Below are 20,494 nucleotides of genomic sequence, written 5' to 3'. Positions count from 1 at the left end.
CTTGCCGGGGGCGGCGCCTTCTTATCGCGCCTACGCTCATGCCTGCGGGCGGCCGCGCTTTCTGGCCGCTGCGCGCTCGGGCCGCTGCGCCCCTCGTCTTTCGATTGGAGTTTCCCCATGTTCGCCTTTCTCTCCGCGCTCGTACCCGAGCTCGACTATGACGCCGTATACGCCACGCCCTCGTCGCTGAAGGAGTGGGTGCACGCCGATGGCGCCCACCGCGGTCCGCGCTCGCGGGTCGCCGGCTTTGCCGTGACCGGCGCCGCGCCCGTCGCCGCCGGCAGCGCCCGCGAGCTGCTCCACCAGGGCGGCGCCATGACCTGCGTGTCGGTCTACAAGCTCGAGGGGGCGTGCTAGATGGCGCTGTGGGGAGGCCGCTTCGAGGGCTCGGTGTCCGAGCTCACCCAGCAGTTCGGCGCGTCGCTGCCGGTCGATCGCCATCTGTACCGGCAGGACATCGCCGGCTCCAAGGCGCATGCGACCATGCTCGCCGCCAAGGGGATCATCTCCGATGAGGACGCCCAGGCGATCTGCACGGGCCTCGACGGCATCCAGGCCGATATCGACGCCGGGACGTTCACGTTCGACATCAACGACGAGGACATCCACATGGCGATCGAGAGCGAGCTCACGCGCCGTATCGGCGCCGCGGGCGGCCGCCTGCATACGGGGCGCTCTCGAAACGACCAGGTCGCCACGGATACGCGCCTGGCCGCGAAGGCCCTTGCGCGCGGCCTGATGGAGCAGAACCTCGCGATGAGAGACGTTCTCGTCGCCGCCGCGAAGGATGCGGGCGACACGATCCTGCCGGGCATGACGCATCTGCAGCACGCGCAGCCGGTGCTCTTCGCGCACCATCTGCTCGCCTACGCGTGGATGCTCGCGCGTGACTTCGTCCGCCTGTCCGCCGCCTTCGACGCTGCCGACGCCTCGCCGCTCGGTGCCGCCGCGCTCGCGGGTACGACCTATCCGCTCGACCGCCAGATGACAGCCGACGCGCTCGGCTTCTCCCGTGTGATCGAGAACTCGCTCGACGCGGTGTCCGACCGCGACTTTCTGCTCGACCTCGAGTACGCCTGCTCGGTCATGGCGGTGCACCTGTCGCGCCTCTCCGAGGAGATCGTGCTGTGGAGCAGCCAGGAGTTCGGCTTCATCTCGCTGTCCGATTCGTTCTCGACGGGCTCCTCGATCATGCCGCAGAAGAAGAACCCCGACTTCGCCGAGCTCATCCGCGGCAAGAGCGGCCGGGTGGTGGGCGACCTCGTGCAGCTGCTCGTGACGGTGAAGGGCCTGCCTCTGGCCTATAACAAGGACCTGCAGGAGGACAAGGAGGGCGCGCTCGATGCGGCGCGAACGCTCGAGCAGTGCCTGTCCGTGATGTGCGGCATGGTGAGCACGTGGACGGTGCACGCCGACCGCATGCGCGCCGTCATGCACCGCGGGCACCTCGCGGCGACCGATGTTGCCGACTACCTCGCCAAGCGCGGCATGCCGTTCCGCGAGGCGCACGCCGTGGTGGGCCATCTCGTGCTCGAGGCGGAGAAGGCCGGCTGCGACATCTCTGAGCTGCCGCTCGAGACGTTCCGCGCGGCGAGCGACCTGTTTGGCGACGACGTGCTGGGCGCGTTCGACCTGGACGCTATCGTGGCCGCGCGCACGACGCGCGGCGGCACCGCCCCGTCTGCGGTGGCCGAGCAGATGGAAAAGGTCGAGGCGGGTATCGCCGCCGATCGCGCGGCGCTCGATGCGCTGTCCCCCGTGGTGGAGATGGGCACCGGTACGCAGTCGGTGTTCTAGCGCGCTGGCGCACGGTGGCAGATTCGCCAACATAAGCGCATCCCGCAGGGCGCTTCCTGCGGGGACGGGAGCGACCCCTAGCGCCCCCGTCTCCGCCGGAAGCGCCCTGTCTTCATTGGGGACGGGGTAGTTTGGTGCCATGTTGCCCCCGGCGGCAACGGGCGGCCTCGAAGTTTGCGTTTGTGCGGCGCAAGCGGCGGATGAGGGAGCTCCTGCATTTGCCCGCAAAGACTGCCGGGGCCCGCATCCGGCGAACGCGAACGTTTGCGCCACCTGGCCCCATGTGCAAGGGCTGTCCCGGACGATGCCAGATGTCCTCTGGATACCCCGTCCCCAATGAGGACAAATGAGGACATGGGGTCTGGAGGGCGTTTCGGTTTGGCTGAAAAACGCATACAATAGGGGTTGATTTGCATAGTTTTTCCTGTGAGGGAGACTGCCATGGCGCAACCGCAAGCCCCGTTCTGCACCGACATCCGCGATCGCGCGTTCTGCGAGGTCCTGAACGAGGAGCTCGTCTGCGCGCTCGGCTGCACCGAGCCCATCGCCGTGGCCTACGCCGCCGCGCTCGTGGCGCGCACGCTGGGAACGGAGCCCGAGTCCCTCGAGGTGGGGTGCTCCGGCAACATCATCAAGAACGTCAAGAGCGTGACCGTGCCCAACTCCGACGGCATGCAGGGTATCGAGGCTGCCGCCACGCTCGGCGCCGTGGGCGGCAACGCCGACAGCGCGCTCGAGGTGCTCGAGACCGTGAGCACGGCGGATATCGCCCGCACGCGCGAGCTGCTCGAGCGCCCCGGCTTCTGCACGGTCGAGCTTGTCGAGGATGTCCCCAACCTCTATATCAAGGTTTGCGCGCACGCCTCGGGGCACACCGCCGAGGTCGTCATCGCCGAGCACCACACTAACGTGGTCTTCCGGGCGCTCGACGACGCCACGCTCGAGGGTTCGCGCGAGGCCGATCCGGCGCTCATGGAGCACGAGGCGAATCCCGCCTACGACATGCTGAAGATCGATGCGATCATCGACTTCGCCGATTCGGGCGACATCGAGGGCGCACGCGAGGTGCTCGAGCGTCAGCTCGCGCTGAACGACGCCATCTCGCGCGAGGGCTTGGAGCACGCCTGGGGTGCCGAGGTGGGCCGCACGCTGCTCGCCTGCCGCGAGAAGGATGTCGCCTGCCGCGCCCGCGCCCGCGCCGCCGCCGGCTCCGACGCCCGTATGAGCGGCTGCGCCCTGCCCGTCGCCATCGTGTGCGGCTCGGGCAACCAGGGCATCACCGCCTGCATGCCCGTGATGGAGTACGCCGAGCAGCTGGGAGTGGACCACGAGAAGCTTGTGCGCGCGCTTGCCCTTTCCGATCTCGTGGCGGCGCACGTCAAAGGCTACATCGGTGCGCTGTCGGCGTTTTGCGGTGTGGTCTGCGCTGCCTGCGGCGCAGGTGCTGCCATCTGCTGGATGCGTGGCGGCACGCACGGGCAGGTCGGTGCGACGATCGTGAACACGCTCGGCAACGTGGGCGGCATCGTGTGCGACGGCGCGAAGCCGAGCTGCGCGGCGAAGATCTCCGCGGCGGTGGATGCGGCTATCCTGGGCTGCGACATGGCGATGGCCGGGCGCGGGTTCCGCGCGGGCGAGGGCCTCGTGCAGAAGACGGTCGAGGAGACCATCGAGAGCATGGGGTACGTGGGCCGTGTCGGCATGAAGGAGACCGACGTGGAGATTCTCAACATCATGATCGGCAAGACGCGCGTATAGGCGGTGCCCATTACCTCACGTGGCGAGAAAGCCCGGCCCGGTTGCACCCCGGCACACGTGCCGTGAGAGCGTCCGGGCAGGGTTGTTTTGCGGTTGGAGGTCGATCGGGGCGGCGTGCGCGCCCGGGCGCAGTGTCCGCAGGAGGCCGCAGCGGCGGTAGCTGCAATGTATTTCCGCAGTTAGGCGCCCAAAACGACATACCGGAGTTATCGGCACCTGCCGAAGCGGCGAATACGCAGGTACGCACCCTGACAACAGGCGCTGCCAGAGCTGTCTCTCACAGGGGGAGCCTAATATCGGAAATCAGGTGCAATCCGCCGGCACATCGTCGCCGCTCTCAGCGAACTGCTCGATCAGACGGTCGAGATCGCGTGCCAGATCGGCAATCGGGCCGCACCAGCGGGCGCGCACCGGGGTGCCGCGGCCGACGTAGGCGGTCGCAAGCCCGATATCGGGGGTGGGGAAGTCGCGACGCGGGTCGTTTCCCACCATAAGGACCTCATGCGGGGCCAGCCCGAGCTCATCGAGCGCGTCTTGGTAGTAGGTCGCGTTCGGTTTGGCGCGGCGGGTGTTCTCCATGGTCGTCACGAGCTCGAACGGCACGTCGCGGATGTCCGCCCAGCCCATCCGGCACTCGATGCACTCGGCGCTGAAGCAGGGGTTGGTGAGCAGCGCGCAGCGCAGGCCGCGTTCCCGCACGGCTTCAAGTGTTTCCCGCGCGCCCGGCATGGGGCGCGCACTGATGATGCCGTCGTTGCGGGAGGGGAGGATCTCGCGCTCGTAGAAGGCGAGCGCGTCGGCGATCACAGGGTCGCGCAGCGCCACGCCGCCGCGACGCTCGATAATGCTGTCGAACAGCTCGCGGTTCGTGCACGTGTTGTCGCGCTCGGCGCGATTCATCTCGAGCATGGCCGCGGTGTAGGCGGCGAACATGGAGAGGGGGTTCTTGCGCCCGATGTCGGCGAGCAGGTTCGACTCGTCTTTCGCGAGGACGGCGACGAAGGCGCCGAGATTGATGTCGAGCAGGGTATCGTCCATGTCGAATACGACGGCTTTGAGCATGGCGCCTCCTCGATGTCCCGCTACGTTCGGTTGGCGGGTATCGTAGCACGACGGGCGGCAGCGCAGGAGCGCGGTGTCGCATTCGGGAAACAATCAAACGGACGCAGGCTGCACATATATATGTAGTGCGACAACGGGCCATATGCCCACCATTTTTGCACGATGGATGTTTCTGTTTCATGAAATGCGATCGGTCGATGAAGGCAGGCCCGAAATCCTGCGGCATCATGTCGCCGAATGGAAGGGCGGGCAGCCCGTAGCGCCGGGGCGATTTCCGGCCGCTTACGTAAAAATCACTGTTCGCGCTTGAAATTCGGTACGTTTCCACGTACCCTAGACAAACGTGAGCATACGCTCGCATCAGTATCTGTCGGCTCCCGAGAAGTTCCAAACGGTGCGCACGGCGTCGGACAAGGTCCAGTGCTCGTGCAATCTGCAGGTCCTAGCAATCGGGGCCCCGTAGTTCGAAAGGGGTCCACCTTTGAGTGAGATTCAGAACTCGTCCATTTTCTCCCTTGATGATGTGAATGAGGAGGAGATGAACAGCCTCATCGACGGCACCATCACCGATTTCGACGAGGGAGATCTGGTCAACGGCACCGTCGTGAAGATTGAGCGCGACGAGGTCCTCGTGGACATCGGCTTCAAGTCCGAGGGCGTCATTCCCGTCCGTGAGCTCTCCATCCGCAAGGATGCCAACCCTGCAGACATCGTCTCGCTGGGCGATTCCATCGAGGCTCTTGTCCTTCAGAAGGAGGACAAGGATGGTCGTCTGGTGCTGTCCAAGAAGCGTGCCGAGTACGAGCGCGCTTGGAACCGCATCGAGGAGAAGTTCAACTCCGGCGAGAACGTCGAGGGCGAGGTCATCGAGGTCGTCAAGGGCGGCCTGATCCTCGACATCGGCCTGCGCGGCTTCCTGCCCGCTTCGCTCGTCGACCTCCGTCGCGTCAAGGACCTCAGCTCCTACCTGCACACCTCCATCGAGGCTCGCGTCATCGAGATGGACCGCAACCGCAACAACGTCGTTCTGTCCCGCCGCGTCGTGCTCGAGGAGTCCCGCAAGGCCGAGCGCACCGAGATCCTCTCCAAGCTCAAGGCCGGTATGCGCCTCAAGGGCACCGTGTCCTCCATCGTGGACTTCGGCGCCTTTGTGGATCTGGGCGGTATCGACGGCCTCATCCACATCTCCGAGCTCTCCTGGAACCATGTCAACCACCCCTCCGAGGTCGTCAAGGTCGGCCAGGAGGTCGAGGTCGAGGTTCTGGATGTCGACCTCAACCGCGAGCGCATCTCCCTCGGTCTCAAGCAGACCACCGAGGATCCGTGGCGCGCGCTCGTCAAGAAGTACCCCGTGGGCGCTATCGTCGAGGGCACCGTTACCAAGCTCGTGCCGTTCGGTGCGTTCGTCGACCTTGGTGATGGCATCGAGGGCCTCGTGCACATCTCCGAGATGGCCAACAAGCACGTCGACCAGCCGTCCCAGGTCACCCATGTGGGCGCTAAGGTCCAGGTCAAGGTCATGGAGATCGACCTCGACCGTCGTCGCATCAGCCTCTCGATGAAGTCCGCCGCCGAGACCCTCGGCGTCGAGATCGAGGTCGCTCCGCTGCCGTCCGAGAAGAAGGACGAGGATGCCGAGTAGCATCTGCTGCTGACGCTGCGTGCGATGCGTGAGCATCGTTGCTAGAATGAGAAGCCCCGGCACGCTGGTGTCGGGGCTTTTTGCGTAGATGGGAGTGCCTGGGGATGCGGGTGCCGACAAATGGAGGGCAACTATGGCGCACACGGGGTATCTGCTGCTCGCTGCCGCGATCGGCAGTGAGATCGTAGCGACCACGTGCCTGAAGTACTCGCAGGGGTTCACGCATGCGGCGTGGAGCGCAGCGACGGTCGTGTTCTACGTCGCCTGCTATTGGTGCCTGTCGCGCGCGTTGCTGACGGTCGATTTGTCGGTGGCGTATGCGACGTGGTGCGCGGTGGGTATCGTCGCCACGACCCTGATCGCGGTTGTGCTCTTCGGTGAGCAGATGACGCCGGTGAGCGTGATCGGGATGATCCTGTGCGTCGTGGGCGTCGTCATGCTGAATTTGAACTCGGTGGCGCACTAGGTGCTATGCGGAAAGGAGAGGGGCTGACCATGGAAGAGCGCAAGGGTGGTGGGGCGTGCCCGTTCGCGGCGCGTCCCGTGGTGCTGTTCGATTTCGATGGGACCGTCGCCGACACGACGGGTGCCGTGCTGACGACCGCGCGTGCGGCCCTGGCGCGTTGCGGTTACGATCCCGATTCGGTGGGGGACCTGAACTATCTGATCGGGCCGCCGCTCCTGGACGGCTTCGCGGGCCTGCTCGGGGTCGACCGAGCGGAGGCGATGCGGCTGACGGACGCTTACCGCGAGATCTTCAACGTGGCCGTGACGCCCGCCGACTACCCGCCGAATCCCGGTGTACCGCGGCTGCTCGCCGGCCTGCGTGAACGCGGCACGCGCATCGCCATCGCGACGTCGCGTCTCGAGGTGACGGCACTCGAGATGCTCTCCCATATGGACCTGCCGCCGTTCGAGACGGTTGCGGGGCGCGTCGAGCCCGGTCGCGATACGAAGGCCGATTGCATCGCCGAGGCGCTGCGGCGGCTTGGTGCCAGCCCTGACGACGCCGTCATGGTGGGCGACCGTGAGCACGATACCATCGGCGCACATGCGTGCGGCGTGCCCTGCATCGGCGTCTATACCGGTACGGCGCGCTCCGGCGAGCACGAGCGCGCGGGCGCGGACGTGATCGCCCATGGCATGCCCGAGGTGGCGGCTCTGCTCGGCCTCTAGCCTGTCTCCATTGGGGACGGGGTAGTTTGGTGCCACTGTCCTCATTGGGGACTGTCCCCTATGAGGACAGGGCGTGCCCGGGGTATGATGGGTCGCGATCGTTCTGCTTGATCGAAAGGATAGAGATGGACAAGGAACTCGAGGCTTCCGTCGACGCATACGTCGACGAGGTATGGGAGGACGTCGTCGCCGATATCGCCCAGCTCGTGGGCGTGGCATCGGTGGCCGATTCGTCGCTGGGCACCGCGGGTGCGCCGTTCGGTCCGGGCGTGCGCGGCGCGCTCGACTGCGCGCTCGGCATCGCGCAGCGCCTGGGCTTTGAGACGTCTGACGACGATGGGTATGTGGGCATCGCCGACATTCCGGGCGCATCGGCGCGCCAGATCGCGACGATCGCGCATGTGGATGTCGTGCCCGCGGGCCCCGGTTGGAACACCGACCCGTTCACGCTCGAGCGCCGCGAGGGCTGGCTGCTCGGCCGCGGCGTCATCGACGACAAGGGCCCGGCGGTGCTGTCGCTCTACGCCGGCGCCTACCTGCGTCGCCTGGACGCGCCTGCGCCCTATACGTTCCGCGCGCTGCTCGGCTGCGACGAGGAGGTGGGCATGACCGACGTGCACCACTACCTCGACGACCATGAGGACCCCGCCTTCCTGTTCACGCCCGACGCCGAGTTCCCGGTGGGCAACGCCGAGAAGGGCTGCTTCGGCGCCACGTTCGTGAGCGCACCCATCGAAGATGGGCGCATCGTCTCGTGGAGCGGGGCCGAGGCCACGAACGCCATTCCCGCCGAGTCGGTCTGCGTGGTCGCGATCGACGCCTCCGAGCTGCCGGCTCCCGTGGCCCATGCCGACCGGCTGGAGATCGCATCCGTCGAGCCCGGCCGCGCGCGCATCGTGGCGCACGGCATCGGCGGCCACGCGTCGCTGCCCGAGGGCACCCTCAACGCCATCGGCCTCATCGTCGGCTACCTGATCGAGGCGGACGTGCTGGAGGGGGAGGAGCGCCGCTTTGCCGAGCTGCTGGCGACCATCCACGCCGACACGGCGGGGGAGGCCATGGGCATCGCCACTGCGAGCGAGGCGTTCGGCCCGCTGACGGTGAACGGCGGCACGATCGAGGTGGCGGGCGGCCGCATTCGCCAGACCATCGACGTGCGCTTCCCCGACAGCACCACCGCCGATGAGCTGGCCGCGCGCTGCGAGGCGCTTGCCGGGCGCTTCGGCGCCGCGTGCGAGCTGGGGCGCGCCAAGCCGCCGTTCTCGTGCTCGGCGGACCACCCGGCGGTCCAGGCTCTGCTCGATGTATACGGTGAGGTGACCGGTCGCGAGGCGCGTCCGTTCTCCATGGGCGGTGGCACCTACGCGCGCAATTTCGCCTGCGCCGTGTCGTTCGGCCCGGAGGACAACGACCTTGAGCTGCCCGCCTGGGGCGGCAGCATGCACGGCCCGAACGAGTGCGCGAACGAGGCGCAGCTCAAGGAGGCCCTGAAGATCTACATCTTGGCCCTCGTGCGCCTGATGGAACTTGAGCTCTAGGGTTCGAGCGCTCCGACGGCCCTGACTGCACAGGCGGTCAGGGCCGTTTTTTGTGGCGCGCGGATGCCGAGGGGCATGATGGGCTTCGGTGCGGACGGGCCGTCATCGGATGCGGCACCGGCATCGCGGCTGCTGCGTCCTGCGCATCGCCTGCCGTCGGCGAAGGGGCCCTATGCGGGCGTGCCGCTCGGCACACCTGCTGCCGTCCCCGCTGAGAACCGTGACGTCGCGTGGGCAAGGTCTGTCCCGGCAGGTGCCACAGTGGCACCAAACTACCCCGTCCCCAATGGAGACACGGAGACGGGGCGGTTTGTAAGGTGCTTGTAAGGGGGTAGAAATCCCCGCGTAATGGTTGGTCAGAGCATCGTAATAAGACGTGAGCGAGCGAAATCGGGCGGCGAACGCGCGATACAGTACGTTGCGGAACGTGGGCGGGAATGCATGGCCGCCCTAATACAGATGGTGCGAAACACGGATCGCGTGTGTTCGCGAAAGGAGAACTATGTTCGACAACGCTTGCTCTCGTCGTCAGTTCCTCGGTCTCGCCGGCAGCCTTGCCGCCGTCGCGGGCCTCGGTCTCGCCGGCTGCGGTGGCGATACCGCCGCGACCGCCGCGGGTTCCTCTGCCGCTGAGGGCTCCACGCTCACCGGTACGGTTACCTACGATGGCGCCTCTTCGTTCCAGGCCCTCGTCGAGGCTGCCGCCGAGCAGTTCATGAACGAGAACCAGGATGTCTCCATCACCGGTTCGGGCAACGGTTCGGGCACCGGCCTCACCGCTGTGGCCGACGGTACCGTGAGCATCGGCAACTCCGACGTGTTCGCCGAGACCAAGCTCGAGGCCGATCAGTGCGCCGACCTCGTTGACCATGAGGTCGCCGTCGTCGGCATGGGCCCCGTCGTCTCCCTGAACGTCACCGTCGGCGACCTGACCCTCGAGCAGCTCAAGGGCATCTTCTCCGGCGAGATCACCAACTGGTCCGAGGTCGGCGGCGAGGACGCCGAGATCTACGTCATGAACCGTAAGTCCGGCTCCGGCACCCGCGCCACCTTCGAGGCCGCCGTCTTCGGCGCCGGCCAGCCCGAGTCCACCTTCAAGGGCAAGGCCGAGCTCGACAAGTCCGGCGACGTCGTGACCCAGATCGGCTCCACCGACAACGCCATCTCCTACCTTGACTTCTCGCACTTCGACGACTCCAAGTTCACGGCCATCAAGGTCAACGGCGTCGAGCCCACCTCCGAGAACGTCTGCGACAACTCGTTCCCCATCTGGGCCACCGAGCACATGTACTGCAAGAAGGACGCCGACGAGGCCACCACGGCGTTCCTCGAGTACATGCTCTCCGATGACGTCCAGGGTTCCCTCGTCGAGGAGCAGGGCTTCATCCCCGTCTCCAAGATGACCGTTGTCAAGGACGCCGAGGGCAACGTCACCGAGAAGTAGACTCGGGTATCCCCGGTTTACGCCCCTGTACGTAGATATTCTTCGAAAGGTGCGCTATGGCGAAGCAGATGCCTAAACGCAACCTTGAGAAGGTAGGCTTGAGTGTCACGGGCGCCTGTGTCGCGCTCGTGACACTTGTCGTTGTGGCTCTCATCTTCATGGTTGCTCAGCGCGGCCTGTCCACCTTCATCAAGGATGGCGTTAACGTAGCAGAGTTCTTCACGGGAACGGACTGGAACCTCGCGAACACCAACGAGGCGACCGGCCTGCCCAATACGGGCGCGCTCCCGCTCATCGTGACCTCGTTCGCGGTTACGATCATCTCGACGATCATCGCGGTGCCCATCGCGATCGGTGCGGCCATCTTCGTCGTCGAGATTCAGCCGAAGTTCGGCAAGAAGTACTTCCAGCCGCTCATCGAGCTGCTGGTCGGTATCCCCTCGGTCGTGTTCGGCCTGATCGGCTTCCACGTCATCGTCGGGGCCATCCGCGTGATCTTCAACGTCGATTTGGGCCTCGGTATCCTGCCCGGCTCCATCGTGCTCGCGCTCATGATCCTGCCGACGATCACGACGCTGTCGATCGATGCGCTGCGCGCGGTGCCCGACGGCTACCGCAACGGTTCGCTGGCGCTCGGCTACACCCGCTGGCAGACCATCTGGCACGTCGTGCTGAAGAGCGCCACGCCCTCCCTCATGACCGCGGTCATCCTCGGCATGACGCGCGCGTTCGGCGAGACCCTCGCCGTGCGCATGGTCATCGGCGGCGTGGAGGCCATGCCCCACGGCCTGCTCGACTCCGCCTCGACCATCACCACGACGCTCACCACCTCCATGGCGGTCTACGCCACCGGCTCGGTGCAAAACGACGTCCTGTGGTCGCTCGGCCTGTTGCTGATGGGCATGTCGCTCATCTTCATCCTGATCATCCACCTCATCGGCGCGAAGGGGGCGAAGGCTCGTGGCTAACATCTCCACGGATGCGCAGAACGCCCGTATCAGGCGCTCCATGCGCAACGACCGGATCGCAACCGGTATCCTGACCCTGATCGTGGGCATCGTCATGCTCATCGTCGTCGCGATGGTCCTCTATATCCTCGCCCAGGGCATGGGCCAGCTCTTCCAGCCCGGCTTCCTGACCGAGGCGAGCCGCTCGAACGGCACTGAGGGCGGTATCGCCTACCAGCTGTTCGACTCGTTCTACCTGCTGATCTTGACCCTGATCATCTCGCTGCCCATCTCGCTGGGCGCGGCGGTGTTCCTCGTCGAGTACGCACCCGAGGGACCCATCACCAAGGTCGCGTCCACGGCCATCGAGACCCTCTCCAGCCTGCCCTCCATCGTTGTCGGCATGTTCGGCTTCCTGATGTTCTCGGTGAGCTTCGGCTGGGGCTACTCGCTCATCTCCGGTGCCATCGCGCTCACGATGTTCAATATCCCCATCCTGACCCGCGTGATCCAGCAGGCGCTCGAGGACGTTCCGTCGAGCCAGCGCGATGCGTGCCTCGCCATGGGCCTCACCCGCTGGGAGACGACGCTGCACGTGCTGATCCCGGCCGCCATGCCCGCCATCGTCACCGGCGTGGTGCTTTCGGCCGGCCGCGTGTTCGGCGAGGCCGCGGCGCTGCTCTTTACCTCCGGTATGAGCTCGCCGGCGCGCCTGAACTTCTTCTCCCTGAACTTCGCCAGCCCCACGTGCGCGTGGAACATCTTCCGTCCGGGCGAGTCGCTCGCCGTGCACATCTATAAGATCTACGGTGAGGGCAGCCCCGAGGCCCAGCACATCGTCTGGGGTACCGCCGCGCTTCTGATGATCTGCGTGCTGCTCTTCAATGTGCTCTCGCGCATTGCCGGCAACGCGCTCGCGAGGAGGATGACTGCCGAATGACGACAGAAACCGATCAGTTCCTGAAGAGTGTCGGCTCGAGCGAGAAGGCGCACCGCACCACGGGCGTGGCCATCTCCGACGAGGTCATCCTCGAGACGAAGGACGTGAACGTATACTACGGCGACCACCATGCGCTGAACGATACGAGCCTGAAGTTCCACAAGGGCGAGATCACCGCGCTCATCGGCCCGTCCGGATGCGGCAAGTCCACCTTCCTGCGCAGCCTGAACCTCATGAACCGTGAGATCAAGGGCTGTCGCGTCGAGGGCGAGATCCTCTACCAGGGCAGAAACATCAACACCAAGACCGAGAACCTCTACGAGCTCCGCAAGTCCATCGGCATGGTGTTCCAGCAGCCGAACCCGTTCCATAAGTCCATCCGCGAGAACATCACGTTCGCGCCGAAGCGCCACGGCATCAAGGACAAGGACACGCTCGACCAGATGGTGGAGGAGTCCCTGCGCGGCGCGGCGCTGTGGGACGAGGTGAAAGACAAGCTCAACCAGAGCGCGTTCGCGCTGTCCGGCGGCCAGCAGCAGCGCCTGTGCATCGCGCGCACGCTCGCCATGCATCCGGATGTCATCCTGTTCGACGAGCCGTGCTCGGCACTCGACCCGATCTCGACGCTTGCCATCGAGGATTTGATGAACTCCATCGTGCAGGACCGCGCCATCGTCATCGTGACGCACAACATGGAGCAGGCGTCCCGCGTCTCCAACCGCACGGCCTTCTTCTACATGGGCGAGATGGTTGAGTACGGCGAGACCGACCAGATTTTCCAGCGCCCGGGCGACAAGCGCCTGAACGACTACCTCACCGGTATGTTCTCCTAGCCGAGCGCATATTCATACCCCTGCGGCGGCTTGCTGGTGCAGCCGGCGCGGAGCGGACAACCATGCAGCGGCGGCGGCCCGGTCATCCGGGTCGTCGCTGTATTCATATGCCGTGATATCCCCGGCCATTCCGGCGCTCACCCCGCCACAGGCGCGCGAGCGCCGGGATCCCGGGTTTGCTAGAAGACCCGCTCGCCGCGGATGTAGGTCGCGCTGACGCCCACCTGGTCGATCTCATCGGCGGGAACGGCCAGGATGTCGCGGTCGAGCACGACGAAGCTCGCCTTGTAGCCTGCGCGCAGCATGCCGAGGTCGGCGAATCCGACCATGCGCGCCGCCTCGCGCGTGTAGAGCGCGAGGGCCTCCTCGATGTCGATGCGCTCGGACGCCCCGAAGTCGAAGCCCGTGCTCGCGTGGCGGGTGACGGCGCTTTTGATGTTGGGGAAGGGATCGGAGGGCGTGGCCCACGAGGTTGCGGGCGCGTCGGTGGAGATGCAGAGCCTCACGCCGGCGTCGATGAGCGTGCGCAGCGGATAGTAGGTGCGCGTGCGCTCATCCCCGCAGTTGGCGCGGTAGGTGGCGATCTCCGCGTAGGGGAAGATGGGCTGGGTGACCACGCCGATGCCCGTGCGCGCGAACGTCTCGACGGCTTGAGCGGACGGCGCCGTCACGTGCTCCATGCGGACGTGCGGATATCCCTCGCACCACGGCGCGATACCGTCGAGGTGCGCCAGCACGCGGTCGATGGCGCGCGTGCCCATGGCGTGGACGGAGAGCTGGCAGGTGTTGTCGCGGCAGAAGGCGATGGCGCCGTCGAGCTCCTCATCGGTGCAGGTGGGAAAGCCGCACGCGTCGGGGTCAGACGGGTCGGCGCCCAGGTAGGGCACGTCGAACCAGGCGGTCCTGCCGGAGACGCTTCCATCGGAGAGCAGCTTGATGCCGGCGCAGAACACCTGTTGCGCCCGGTCGGTCTCCTTCGTATCGATGCGGAAGGCGGGGTCGTCCTTCACGTAATCCCACAGCACGTAGGTGGCGACATCCTGCTTCAGGCCGGCGCGCGCGGCGGCTCGCAGCGCGGGCATGGCGTCGGTGCCGTCGAGCGTGCACATGTCCGTCGCGGCGACGATGCCCTGGGAGGCCATGAGCCGACCGAGGTCGACGAGGTTGCGCACGTCGTCCTCGAGGCTCGCATGCGGGATGTACGGGTTCACGAGGTCGCGCGCCGTCTCCTTGAGGACCCCGGTGGGCTCGCCGTTCTCGTCGCGCTCGATCTGGCCGCCTGCGGGATCGGGGGTGTCACGCGTGATGCCGGCGATCTCGAGGGCGCGGCTGTTCACGCAGCGGATGTGCCCGCAGGTGCGCAGGATGCACACGGGGGCGTCGGCGCATCCGCGGTCGAGGTCCCAGCGGGTGGGGGAGCGCTTTTCGGCCAGCAGCTCCTCGTCGTAGCCCCAGCCCTGGATCCACATGTCGGCGTCCTGGGTCGCGCGCACGCGGCGTATGGCGTCCACGAGCTCCTCGATGGAGTTGACCGCGGGCGGCAGCGCCGAGATCTGCGTGCTGAAGGCGGCGAGCATGAGCGCGTGCATGTGCGCGTCCACGAAACCGGGGATGACGCGGGCGCCCGCGAGGTCGACGGCGCGGCACGCGTCGCCGGTGAAGCGCTCGGGCACATCGTCTGCCCAGCCCACCCAGGCGATGGACCCTCCCTGGACGACCATCGTGTCCGCGCGGGGGCAGGCGGGGTCCTCGGTGAGGATCGCCGCGTTCTCGAATCTGGTCGGAATCGTCTCGCTCATGTCCGCCTCCCGGCATCGTCGTTCGCATCTGCATCCAGCATAGTGCGTACGGGCGCGCCTGTGAACGGGGAGGCTGGCCGGCGTCCGCGCGGCATCCGTGGGCGGCGCCCGCATGCCCGAAACGTAACAATATGCATAAAAACGGCCGCTCTACACGAACGGTGGTATTATCCCACCATGCACGGGTCTCGATGTGCATAGGTGCCGCGAGACCGCCTTACGTACCAGAAGGGTCGGGCCATGAGCGAACTCGATCTCGATCGCCTGAGGTCCACGGTGGTGGAGACGGCGCGTCGCCTGCAGGATGACATCGTCGCCGACCGCCGTGCGCTGCACCGGATCCCCGAGGTGGGCATGAGCCTGCCCGAGACGGCGGGGTTCGTGTGCGCCCGCCTGGATGCGCTCGGCATCCCCTGGCGCACCTGCGGCGCGGTTGCGCCCGAGCTCACGCAGCGCTACGAGGAGCTCGGTTTTCCGGGCATCACCGCATCGACGGGCATCGTCGCCACGATCGGCGCCGGCGGCCCGTGCATCCTGTTGCGCGCCGACATGGACGCGCTGCCCATCGTGGAGGAAAACGACCTGCCGTTCTGCTCGCAGCGCGATTGCAGCCATATGTGCGGCCACGACGCCCATGCGGCGATGGTGCTCGCGGCGGCACGCGTGCTGAAAGAGCACGAGGCGGAGCTGCCGGGCACCGTCAAGCTCATGTTCCAGCCGGGCGAGGAGCTCGGGTACGGTTCCCAGACGATGATCGACGACGGTCTGCTCGAGAACCCGAAGGTCGACGCCGCCTTCGCCCTGCACGTGATCGCCAACGCGCCGGCGGGCGGCATCGTGTACACGCCCGGCGTCACGAGCGCCTCGCTCGACACCATCGCCGTGCGCGTGCATGGCCGCGGCGGCCACACGTCGGCCCCGCAGCAGTGCATCGACCCGCTCATGGTCGTGAACCAGATCTACCAGGCGGTGAACCTGTTCATGACGCGCGAGATCGACCCGGCGGCCTCCATCACGCTGTCGGTGGGGACCATGGGCGGCGGCACGGTGCCGAACGCCCTGCCCGACACGGCCGAGCTCAAGCTCGGGATGCGCAGCTTCGACGTCGAGGCACGCGCCCATGCGCTCGAGCGCCTGCCCGAGATCATCCGTGCTTACACGGAGGCGTGGCGGGCAACCTGCGACATCGCGACGTTCGAGGTCCCGTGCACGGTCACGGATCCCGCGCTCGCCGATGAGCTCGTGGACGCGCTTCGGGCCGTGGCGGGGACGGAGCGCGTGACCATCGACGCGCCCATGCCCGTGACGGAGGACTTCGCGTACGTGTCGCGCGCGGTGCCGAGCATGTTCGTGCAGCTTGGCGCGGGTAGCGTCGACGCCGCGCCGCACCACAACCCGCATATGGTGCTCGACGAGAGCGTCTTGTGGATGGGCGCGGCGATGCACGCGGCCGCCGCCGTGACCTGGCTTGCAAACCGTTGACGTGCCTTTGCGCCGCGGCGCGCGCTTCCCGGGGGAAGCGAGCGCCATCGCGCGGGGGCAGGTGCCACATGACCTATGAGGAGGAGCGATGACGCAGGGGAGTGCCGCTCGGGGCGGCAAGGGGACGAAACCCTTTTTCGGATGGTGGCTCGTCGCCGCGGGATTTCTGATCATGGCGACGTGCTACACCATCATGGTGAGCGGCATGTCGCTCTTCCAGCCGCACATCGTGGCTGATCTGGGCATCACCGTCGGCACGTACAACACGGCGAACTCGCTGTCGACGCTCGTCTCGATCGTGGGCGCGCTCGTGGTGGGCCACGTCGTCGACCGCGTGCCCGGGCGCATCCTTGGAGGCCTGTCGGTGGCCATCACGGCGGCGGCCCTCGTCGGTTTCGCGTGCGCGGGCGCGGCCTGGCAGCTGTTCGTGCTGTTCGCCATCGACGGTCTCGTGGTCGTGGCGGGCACGCGCCTGCTCATCTCCATCGTGGTCACGAACTGGTTTTCGGCCAAGCAGGGCTTCGCGGTGGCGCTCGCCCTCTCGGGCTCCGGTTTCGGCGGCGCCATCTTGGGCCCCGTGGTGAACGGCCTTATCGGCGCCTACGGCTGGCGCACGGCCTTCCTCGTGCTCGCCGCGGTGTGCTTCATCATCTCGTTCCCCATCACGGTGGCCGTCTTCCACAGCCGCCCTTCCGATATCGGCCTTGAGCCGTACGGCTCGGGTGCCTCCGGCGCACCCGGCGCCAAGAAGGGGGCGGCGGGCGATGCCGTCGTGGACGTCGAGGTCGGCTGGAAGCGCGTGCGCAGCCATCCGTCGTTTTGGATGCTCGTTGCCGGCTTCGTCGTCATGGGCGTGCTGAACGGCGCTGCCATCCCGAACTCCATCACGAACCTGACCTCGGTGACCGTCGAGGGCCAGACCGTCGTGACGGGCGGCCACACGGCGGAGTTCGCGAGCATGTTCTACTCCTACAACATGATCGTCGTGCTCATCTCCAAGATCGTGACGGGCAGCCTCTATGACCGCGTTGGCGTGCGCTGGGGCATCATCATCGGCAGCCTCGCGTGCCTGATCGGTAGCGCGGGCATGTGCTTCCCGGCGACGACGGTGGGCCCGATCGTCGCGGCGACGTTCTTCGGCTTCGGCACGTGCATGGGCACCGTCGCCCCGCCGCTCGTGGCGGTCCGCCTGTACGGCACGAAGGACATGGGTAAGATCACCGGCTGGATCACGAGCCTCGAGATGCTCGGGTATGCGCTCGGCACCATCATGAGCGGCATGGTGTTCGACGCGTTCTTGTCGTTCATCCCCATGTGGGCGGCCTCCATCGCAGGCGCCGTCATCATGCTCGCGCTGCTGCTCGCCGCGGCGCCCTCGGCGCACCGCTTGGTGGCGAGCCTGCGCTAGCGTGCCGCTTCCCACCTCGACATTCGCCCGGCGGCGCACGTTCTTTCGGGGAACGTGCGCCGCCGCTGTTGTTTCCGCGCGATCGTACTGGGGCAGCTTGTCCTCAAGGGGGACGGGGAAGCCGCCAGTCAGTGTTTCCTTAGGGAGATGCGCGTCGTTTCTCCTTCAGGGGGAAGGAGGTGCCGACGTGCTAGGATGGATGGCTGGAAAGACATCTTGAGGCGAAGGGGCGGCGCATGGCCATCCTATTGGGTTGCGATTCGGTTGAGCTTGAGTTTCCGACGAAGCATATCTTCGACGACGTGACTCTTGGCGTGAACGAGGGCGACCGCATCGGCATCGTCGGCCGCAACGGCGACGGCAAGTCGACGCTGCTGTCCGTGCTCGCCGGCGAGCTGGAACCAGACGACGGCCGCGTGACGCACCGCCGCGGCGTGACGGTGGGCCTGCTCGGGCAGAAGGACGCGCTCGACGATAACGCGACCGTGCACCATGCCGTGGTGGGCGACGCGCCGGAGTACGAGTGGGCCTCGAGCCCGCGCGTGCGCTCGGTGCTCGACGGGCTGATCGCCGATGTCGAGTGGGAGGGGAAGGTCGGCGAGCTCTCCGGCGGCCAGCGCCGCCGCGTGGACCTTGCGCGCCTGCTCATCGGCGACTACGACGTCCTCATGCTCGACGAGCCCACGAACCACCTGGATATCCGCACCATCAACTGGCTCGCCGCGCACCTGAAGACGCGTTGGGCGGCCGGCGTGGGCGCGCTGCTCGTGGTCACGCACGACCGCTGGTTCCTCGACGAGGTCTGCACCTCCATGTGGGAGGTGCATGACGGCCGGGTCGACCCGTTCGAAGGCGGCTACTCCGCCTACATCCTGCAGCGCGTGGAGCGCGACCGCCTGGCTGCGGCTGCGGAGGACCGCCGGCGCAACATGGCGCGCAAGGAGCTCGCGTGGCTCTCGCGCGGCGCGCAGGCCCGCTCGACGAAGCCGAAGTTCCGCGTCGAGGCGGCCCGGGCGCTCATCGCCGACGTGCCGCCGGTGCGCAACGAGCTCGAGCTGAAGCGGCTCGCGGTCTCGCGCCTCGGTAAGCAGGTGATCGATGTGATCGACGCCACGGCGGGCTATTCCGACGAGGAGACCGGGGCGTTTCGTCCGGTCGTGTCGGATGCCACCTGGCTTATCGGCGCGGGCGACCGCTTCGGGCTGCTCGGCGAGAACGGCGCGGGCAAGTCGACGCTGCTCCAGGTGATCCAGGGCAAGCTCGCGCCCGTGCGCGGCCGCGTGAAGATCGGCGCTACGGTGCGCTTCGGCATCCTCTCGCAGCAGCTCGACGAGCTCGCGCCCTATATGGACCAGACCATCCGCGAGGTGCTGTCGCACTACAAGCGCCTCTACATCGTGGACGGCAAGGAGACGAGCCCCGAGAAGCTGCTCGAGCGCCTCGGCTTCACCACGCAGCAGCTCTGGAGCCGCATCGGGGACCTCTCCGGCGGCCAGCGCCGCCGCCTGTCGCTCTTGCTGACGATTCTCGACGAGCCGAATGTGCTCATCCTCGACGAGCCGGGCAACGACCTCGACACGGACATGCTCGCCATCGTGGAGGACCTGCTCGACGGGTGGCCGGGCACGCTCATCCTCGTGACGCACGACCGCTACCTCATGGAGCGCGTGACCGACAGCCAGTACGCCATCATCGACGGGCGCCTGCGCCATGTGGCGGGCGGCGTGGACGAGTACCTGCGCCTGGTCGCGGCGGCGCACGACGGCACGGAGGGGGCGGCGCGCGCGGGGCGCACGGCGGATGCTGCTGCGAGCGCGGCGGAGTCGTCCGGTGCCGGCCCGCAGCCCTCAGGACTTTCGAATGCCGAGCGGCAGCGCCTGCGCCGCGAGGTCTCCTCGCTCGAGCGCAAGATGGAGAGCCGCCGCGCGAAACTGGAGGAGCTCGAGGCGGCGCTGACCCAGATCGACCCGACCGACTACACGGCGCTTGTCGCCAAGCAGGCCGAGATCGATGCCGAGCGCGCCGAGATCGACGGGCTCGAGACCGCATGGCTCGAGGCGAGCGAGCAGCTCGAGGGGTAGGGGAGCCGTGGCGCAGCTGCACATCAACAGCCTGAGCGCCCACGAGCGCGCGAAGCTCGTCGAGAGGCGCTTCTCCGTCGACGAGCTCGCGGCGCTGCACGCGGCGCTCGCGCGCGCCCATCGGGCGCGCCGTCGGGCGTTCCGGCGGGTGACCGTGTTCGTGGCGGTGCTCGTGGCGGCGCTGCTCATCATGACCGGGTCGCTCACGGGCCCGACGCCGGCGCTTGCGTTCAGCGCGGTGGCGCTCACGATCCTTGTCGCCATCGTCTTGACCCTCACCTGGGTGCTCGCCATCGGGCTGTACGCGCATCAGTTCAACGATGCCGTCGATGAGGGATACCCCGAGCTGCTCGGCCGCTACCACCTGTAGCGAGCCCCGTCTGTTTTCGGCATGCCTCGTGAGGCTGAAAAGGTGTTACCGCTAATCTAAGATTCGCCGTTTAGGCCAACGGGCGGCGCCGATTCCGCCAACGCATCCCCGCCGATCGCACCAACGTACTTTCACCGATTCGACCAACGGGCTTACGCTCGACCGTGCAGAGACACGGGAGGGCGATATGGAGAGAAACCTGATCGGGGAGATGAAC

At 66.9% G+C, this 20,494-nt stretch carries 17 protein-coding genes; 15 read left to right on the top strand and 2 right to left on the bottom strand.

The window, feature by feature from the left end; genetic code table 11:
* The first annotated feature begins 117 nt into the window (after nucleotides 1-117).
* The 3 genes from H6A21_RS06185 to H6A21_RS06175 all read left to right on the top strand — a co-directional run bounded on the left by H6A21_RS06185 (nucleotide 118) and on the right by H6A21_RS06175 (nucleotide 3,555).
* Complete coding sequence (locus H6A21_RS06185; protein ID WP_204561409.1) at nucleotides 118-357, top strand: hypothetical protein; 240 nt, start codon at nucleotides 118-120, stop codon at nucleotides 355-357.
* Nucleotides 358-1,797 carry an argininosuccinate lyase gene (argH, locus tag H6A21_RS06180; protein ID WP_204561407.1) on the top strand — a complete coding sequence of 480 codons (1,440 nt, stop codon included), beginning with the start codon at nucleotides 358-360 and terminating at the stop codon, nucleotides 1,795-1,797.
* Nucleotides 1,798-2,238: 441 nt separating this feature from the next.
* Nucleotides 2,239-3,555 carry a serine dehydratase subunit alpha family protein gene (locus tag H6A21_RS06175; RefSeq protein WP_204561405.1) on the top strand — a complete coding sequence of 439 codons (1,317 nt, stop codon included), beginning with the start codon at nucleotides 2,239-2,241 and terminating at the stop codon, nucleotides 3,553-3,555.
* A 303-nt stretch (nucleotides 3,556-3,858) separates the two neighbouring features.
* Here the strand turns inward: H6A21_RS06175 and H6A21_RS06170 are convergent, their stop codons facing one another.
* Entirely contained in the window at nucleotides 3,859-4,617 is a 759-nt protein-coding gene (locus H6A21_RS06170; RefSeq protein ID WP_204561403.1) for an HAD family hydrolase, read from the bottom strand.
* A gap of 481 nt (nucleotides 4,618-5,098) precedes the next feature.
* Between H6A21_RS06170 and rpsA the strand changes: the two genes are divergently transcribed.
* The 8 genes from rpsA (at nucleotide 5,099) to pstB (ending at nucleotide 13,137) form a co-directional block, all read left to right on the top strand.
* Entirely contained in the window at nucleotides 5,099-6,259 is a 1,161-nt protein-coding gene (gene rpsA, locus H6A21_RS06165; protein ID WP_204561401.1) for a 30S ribosomal protein S1, read from the top strand.
* Between the two features lie 133 nt (nucleotides 6,260-6,392).
* Nucleotides 6,393-6,725, top strand: coding sequence for a DMT family transporter (locus tag H6A21_RS06160; RefSeq protein ID WP_204561399.1), 333 nt, complete (start codon nucleotides 6,393-6,395; stop codon nucleotides 6,723-6,725).
* A gap of 29 nt (nucleotides 6,726-6,754) precedes the next feature.
* Nucleotides 6,755-7,435: an HAD hydrolase-like protein gene (locus H6A21_RS06155; RefSeq protein WP_204561397.1), complete on the top strand. Its 681-nt coding sequence runs from the start codon at nucleotides 6,755-6,757 to the stop codon at nucleotides 7,433-7,435.
* A 125-nt stretch (nucleotides 7,436-7,560) separates the two neighbouring features.
* Entirely contained in the window at nucleotides 7,561-8,973 is a 1,413-nt protein-coding gene (locus H6A21_RS06150) for a Sapep family Mn(2+)-dependent dipeptidase (protein ID WP_204561395.1), read from the top strand.
* A 502-nt stretch (nucleotides 8,974-9,475) separates the two neighbouring features.
* Nucleotides 9,476-10,417, top strand: coding sequence for a phosphate ABC transporter substrate-binding protein (locus H6A21_RS06145; protein WP_204561393.1), 942 nt, complete (start codon nucleotides 9,476-9,478; stop codon nucleotides 10,415-10,417).
* 56 nt (nucleotides 10,418-10,473) lie between these two features.
* The gene (gene pstC / locus H6A21_RS06140) at nucleotides 10,474-11,385 is read left to right on the top strand and encodes a phosphate ABC transporter permease subunit PstC (protein WP_204561391.1); all 912 of its coding nucleotides are present in this window, start codon (nucleotides 10,474-10,476) and stop codon (nucleotides 11,383-11,385) included.
* Entirely contained in the window at nucleotides 11,378-12,304 is a 927-nt protein-coding gene (gene pstA / locus H6A21_RS06135) for a phosphate ABC transporter permease PstA (protein WP_342636072.1), read from the top strand. The genes pstC and pstA overlap by 8 nt, the downstream gene beginning before the upstream one ends.
* On the top strand, nucleotides 12,301-13,137 hold the full coding sequence (pstB, locus tag H6A21_RS06130; protein WP_204561389.1) for a phosphate ABC transporter ATP-binding protein PstB: 837 nt from the start codon (nucleotides 12,301-12,303) through the stop codon (nucleotides 13,135-13,137). Before pstA ends, pstB begins: the two co-directional genes overlap by 4 nt.
* Nucleotides 13,138-13,316: 179 nt before the next feature.
* On the opposite strand, the gene H6A21_RS06125 is transcribed toward pstB, so the two are convergent.
* Entirely contained in the window at nucleotides 13,317-14,936 is a 1,620-nt protein-coding gene (locus H6A21_RS06125; RefSeq protein WP_204561387.1) for an amidohydrolase, read from the bottom strand.
* A gap of 240 nt (nucleotides 14,937-15,176) precedes the next feature.
* On the opposite strand from H6A21_RS06125, the gene H6A21_RS06120 reads away from it, so the two are divergent.
* The 4 genes from H6A21_RS06120 (at nucleotide 15,177) to H6A21_RS06105 (ending at nucleotide 20,277) form a co-directional block, all read left to right on the top strand.
* Nucleotides 15,177-16,418 carry a M20 metallopeptidase family protein gene (locus H6A21_RS06120; protein ID WP_204561386.1) on the top strand — a complete coding sequence of 414 codons (1,242 nt, stop codon included), beginning with the start codon at nucleotides 15,177-15,179 and terminating at the stop codon, nucleotides 16,416-16,418.
* An 88-nt stretch (nucleotides 16,419-16,506) separates the two neighbouring features.
* Complete coding sequence (locus H6A21_RS06115) at nucleotides 16,507-17,826, top strand: MFS transporter (RefSeq protein WP_204561384.1); 1,320 nt, start codon at nucleotides 16,507-16,509, stop codon at nucleotides 17,824-17,826.
* A gap of 236 nt (nucleotides 17,827-18,062) precedes the next feature.
* Nucleotides 18,063-19,907, top strand: a complete 1,845-nt coding sequence (locus tag H6A21_RS06110) for an ABC-F family ATP-binding cassette domain-containing protein (protein ID WP_204561382.1) — start codon at nucleotides 18,063-18,065, stop codon at nucleotides 19,905-19,907.
* A gap of 7 nt (nucleotides 19,908-19,914) precedes the next feature.
* Nucleotides 19,915-20,277: a hypothetical protein gene (locus H6A21_RS06105; protein WP_342589651.1), complete on the top strand. Its 363-nt coding sequence runs from the start codon at nucleotides 19,915-19,917 to the stop codon at nucleotides 20,275-20,277.
* Nucleotides 20,278-20,494 lie beyond the last annotated feature (217 nt).

The organism is Collinsella tanakaei (genome assembly GCF_016902615.1).
In the GTDB taxonomy this organism is placed as follows: Bacteria; Actinomycetota; Coriobacteriia; order Coriobacteriales; family Coriobacteriaceae; genus Collinsella; species Collinsella tanakaei_A.
This window is presented reverse-complemented; position numbering and strand designations above follow the sequence as displayed.